The organism is Escherichia sp. Lx600-2 (assembly GCF_036662595.1).
GTDB classification, from domain to species: Bacteria; Pseudomonadota; Gammaproteobacteria; order Enterobacterales; family Enterobacteriaceae; genus Escherichia; species Escherichia coli.
In genome coordinates this window covers 1-4,079 of sequence record NZ_JAYQWM010000162.1, presented here as the reverse complement: position 1 = coordinate 4,079, position 4,079 = coordinate 1, and the positions used below count along the sequence as shown (strand labels likewise).

Here is a 4,079-nt window from a genome sequence, read left to right as displayed (position 1 = left end):
AGGCTATGGCCCTGGTACGAGCGCTGAACAAAATGACGAAAGCAGGTATGCCTGAAAGCGTGCGTATTGCCTGAAAAATATCGCTGCGGGCTTCTTCCCGCATTCCGTAGATCTTTTTCTTTATCCGTTCGCGTTTCAACAACTGGAAAAAGCTTTCTGCAACCGCATTATCATGGCAGTTACCGCGACGGCTCATGCTGCCCTCCAGGCCGTGTGATTTCAGGAACGACTGCCATTCATGGCTTGTGTACTGACTGCCCTGATCCGAATGAACCAGCACCTGTTTTTGGGGATTACGCCGCCATACAGCCATCAGCTGTGCGTTCAGGACAATGTCTTTTGTCATCCGGGATTGCATGGACCAGCCGATAATTTTGCGTGAGAACAGATCAACAACCACGGCAAGATACAGCCAGCCTTCGTGGGTCCTTATGTAGGTTATGTCCGTTACCCAACGCTCATCCGGAGCATCCGGATTGAACTGTCGCTGAAGCCTGTTGGGCGACACGATACTGGCCTTGCCTTTACGAGCCCGCGGGCTCCGGTATCCGACCTGAGCCTTTATCCCGATACGTTTCATCAGTCGCCAGACTCTGTTCACTCCGCACTGTTGCCCGCTGTCCCGCAGATCTAAATGGATTTTGCGATAACCATAGACGCATCCCGATTCCAGCCAGAACTGTTTAATCTGTCCTGTCAGTCTCAGGTCTGCCTGATGGCGTTGAGAATGCGGCTGCTGAAGCCAGGCGTAAAAACCACTGGGATGAACATCCAGCACCCGACAGAGCAGGCGAACAGGCCAGCAACAGGTGTTGTCACGGATAAAGGCGTACCTCAGTCGGACAGCTTTGCGAAGTACGCCACTGTAGATTCAATCTGTTGACCTGCTCCCCGTTGATTAGTACACCCCGATGTTAGTAATGTCTTCATAAGCCACATGAGGACATCCCCATGAAGAAGCGTTTTTCCGACGAACAGATCATCAGTATTCTCCGCGAAGCCGAAGCTGGGGTACCCGCCCGTGAACTCTGCCGCAAGCATGCCATTTCCGATGCCACGTTTTACACCTGGCGTAAGAAGTATGGCGGTATGGAGGTGCCTGAAGTTAAGCGCCTGAAGTCGCTTGAGGAAGAGAACGCCAGACTCAAGAAGCTGCTTGCCGAAGCCATGCTGGATAAAGAGGCGCTTCAGGTGGCTCTTGGGCGAAAGTACTGACGACAGACCAGAAGCGGGAAGCCGTGATGCTGATGTGTGATGCGACCGGTCTGTCGCAACGTCGTGCCTGCAGGCTTACAGGTTTATCCCTGTCGACCTGCCGCTATGAGGCTCACCGTCCGGCTGCTGATGCGCATTTATCAGGGCGCATCACTGAGCTGGTACTGGAGCGCAGGCGTTTTGGCTACCGTCGTATTTGGCAGTTGCTGCGCCGTGAAGGGCTTCATGTTAATCATAAGCGCGTGTACCGGCTTTATCACCTCAGTGGCCTGGGCGTAAAACGCAGAAGACGTCGTAAAGGGCTGGCAACAGAACGTCTGCCGCTGCTCCGTCCGGCGGCGCCCAATCTGACCTGGTCGATGGATTTCGTCATGGACGCACTTTCCACCGGTCGCAGGATCAAGTGTCTTACCTGCGTCGATGATTTCACAAAGGAATGCCTGACGGTCACTGTTGCCTTTGGGATTTCAGGCGTTCAGGTCACGCGTATTCTGGACAGCATTGCACTGTTTCGAGGCTATCCGGCGACGATAAGAACTGACCAGGGGCCGGAGTTCACTTGCCGTGCACTGGATCAATGGGCCTTTGAGCATGGTGTTGAGTTGCGCTTAATCCAGCCGGGCAAGCCAACGCAGAACGGATTTATTGAGAGCTTTAACGGACGATTTCGCGATGAATGCCTGAATGAGCACTGGTTCAGCGATATCGTTCACGCAAGGAAAATCATTAATGACTGGCGGCAGGATTATAACGAGTGTCGTCCACATTCAGCACTGAATTATCAGACGCCATCAGAGTTTGCAGCACGGTGGCGAAATGGAAAATGTGAAGGTAAACAAACCGACCTTACTAACTGACGGTTGTATCTAACTCTGGGGGCAGGTCACTGTCAATGCAACACCCCTTTCAATTATCTCTTTCGGTGTTTTGAACTTCAGTGTCTTTCTCGGTCTGTTGTTTAGCTGAGCAGCAACCAGATCTAGTTCATGTTGAGTATATTGGGCAAGACATGTCTTTTTAGGAAAGTACTGCCGAATTAGCCCATTTGTGTTCTCATTTGTTCCCCGCTGCCAAGGACTCTGAGGATCGCAGAAGTAAACTTTAACGCCGGTGCTGACAGTAAATTCTAGATGTCTGGCCAGTTCCATTCCTCTGTCCCATGTCAGTGATTTTCTGAGTTCTGACGGTAAACTCAGGAATTTATCGGTAAGAGCCTGATTTACTGAGACAGAATCTTTGCCCCTGAGTCTAAGGATGATCGTATAACGTGATTTTCGGTCTACAAGTGTGGCTATATGAGAGTTTTTTGTACCTGAGACTAAATCGCCCTCCCAATGCCCCAGAGAGCGTCTGTTATCGATATTTCGGGAACGTTCGTGAATTGGTGTTCCGTTCACTATGTTAATCGTACCTCTTTCGCCTTTGCGGGTATGACGCCTGCCATGGCGAAGGCTATGCGACCGTCGCAGATGCTGTATATTCAGGTGGTGTAGCGCTTCACGGCTACGAAAGTACAGCGTTTTATAAATTGTCTCAGGTGATATTCGCAGCGTTTTTTGACGTGGTTTTGTTCGCCTTAACCATCCTGATATTTGCTCTGGAGACCATTTCATCTCCAGCTTTTCCAGAACAAGCTTTCGCAATGGTGAATTTTGATCCAGTAAGCACGGTTTTGGCCTTTTCGCCATTCTGTTGGCTCGGTTATTAGCATCAACAGCTTTGTAATAGCGTCTGCCCCGATTACGCTGAACTTCACGTGAGATCGTCGAAGGACTACGATTCAGCGCAGTAGCTATCGCACGAATGCTCATTTTGGCTGACAAACCAGCTCGTATCTCCTCGCGCTCAGACAGTGTCAGGTGAGCTACAGCCCGCTTACGCTCATGGGGTTTTATGCCGCCAGTATCCCTTAACATAGTGAAGATCGTTCCGGGTTTTGAACCCAGGATATTCGCTATTTCACTGAAGCCTGTTCCGTTCTTCCATAGTTCAAAAACAGAGGCTTTTTCCTCTGCTGTAAATGTTCGTCTCATTCAAAAAACCTCCGCAACTCCATGTTTTCACATAACTGTTGCGTTGACCAATTGAATCTACAGTAGCCTTTTTTAATATTTCGTTTTCCATTTCAATACGTTGAATTTTTTTCTTCAGCTTACGTATCTCAATTTGTTCCGGCGTGATAGGGGATGCTTTCGGTGTTTTGCCTGCCCGTTCGTCCCGTAATTGCTTTACCCACCGCGTCAAGGTGGAAAGCCCGACATTCATGGCTTTCGCGGCATCTGCAACTGTATAGTTCTGATCCACAACCAGCTGGGCTGATTCACGTCTGAATTCTGCACTGAAATTTCGTTTTTTCATTAAGGCACCTGTGTTGTTCTGAGGTGAGCATATCACCTCTGTTCAGGTGGCCAAATTTATTAAACCACTACACAACCAACAAATTGAACATATAGCACCGCGCACGCCTACTGATGGAAGTCCTCTCGAAACAGGATATGAACTCAATGAGCAGGGTGAATATTCCGAGGACTTTAGCTCTGAATACCTCAATTGTCTTGGCAACCTGATGCTCATATCAGGGGTCGCACAATGCGTCCATCGGAAACAAACCATTTGCCGATAAGTTAATGTCTTACAGAAAGACCCCCATTCTTAACCAACAGGCTGAGATTGCTTCTTTCGTTAAAGATAGCGAGAACCCAGTGTGGGATTGTGAAGCAATAGATAAACGGCATAACAAAATCGTAGACTTTGCGATCACTGAGTGGTCATTTCGGTAAAGGGTAACCAGCCATTATCCAGAATCTATTGAGGCTGGATAGTGGCAACAGGCGGTTCATATATGTCGCAAAGTTATGAAGAAG

The 4,079-nt window shown here is 49.2% G+C and carries 3 protein-coding genes and 2 pseudogenes; 2 read left to right on the top strand and 3 right to left on the bottom strand.

Going from position 1 to position 4,079, the window contains the following annotated elements; genetic code table 11:
• Window positions 1-64 precede the first annotated feature (64 nt).
• Window positions 65-859 (bottom strand): annotated as a pseudogene (locus OQV04_RS23730) (IS3 family transposase); the annotation flags it as partial.
• A 92-nt stretch (window positions 860-951) separates the two neighbouring features.
• On the opposite strand from OQV04_RS23730, the gene OQV04_RS23725 reads away from it, so the two are divergent.
• Window positions 952-2,072 (top strand): IS3 family transposase gene (locus OQV04_RS23725; RefSeq protein WP_094314952.1). Its coding sequence is split into 2 segments (ribosomal slippage): window positions 952-1,210 and window positions 1,210-2,072, totalling 1,122 coding nucleotides; the frame shifts between segments, so codons are not numbered across the junction.
• Between the two features lie 9 nt (window positions 2,073-2,081).
• Here the strand turns inward: OQV04_RS23725 and OQV04_RS23720 are convergent.
• Window positions 2,082-3,248, bottom strand: coding sequence for an IS30-like element IS30 family transposase (locus OQV04_RS23720; protein WP_094323103.1), 1,167 nt, complete (start codon window positions 3,246-3,248; stop codon window positions 2,082-2,084).
• A gap of 67 nt (window positions 3,249-3,315) precedes the next feature.
• A pseudogene (locus OQV04_RS23715) lies at window positions 3,316-3,573 on the bottom strand (transposase); the annotation flags it as partial.
• Between the two features lie 46 nt (window positions 3,574-3,619).
• Here OQV04_RS23715 and OQV04_RS25330 point away from each other — a divergent pair.
• On the top strand, window positions 3,620-3,838 hold the full coding sequence (locus OQV04_RS25330) for a GmrSD restriction endonuclease domain-containing protein (protein ID WP_410480035.1): 219 nt from the start codon (window positions 3,620-3,622) through the stop codon (window positions 3,836-3,838).
• Window positions 3,839-4,079 lie beyond the last annotated feature (241 nt).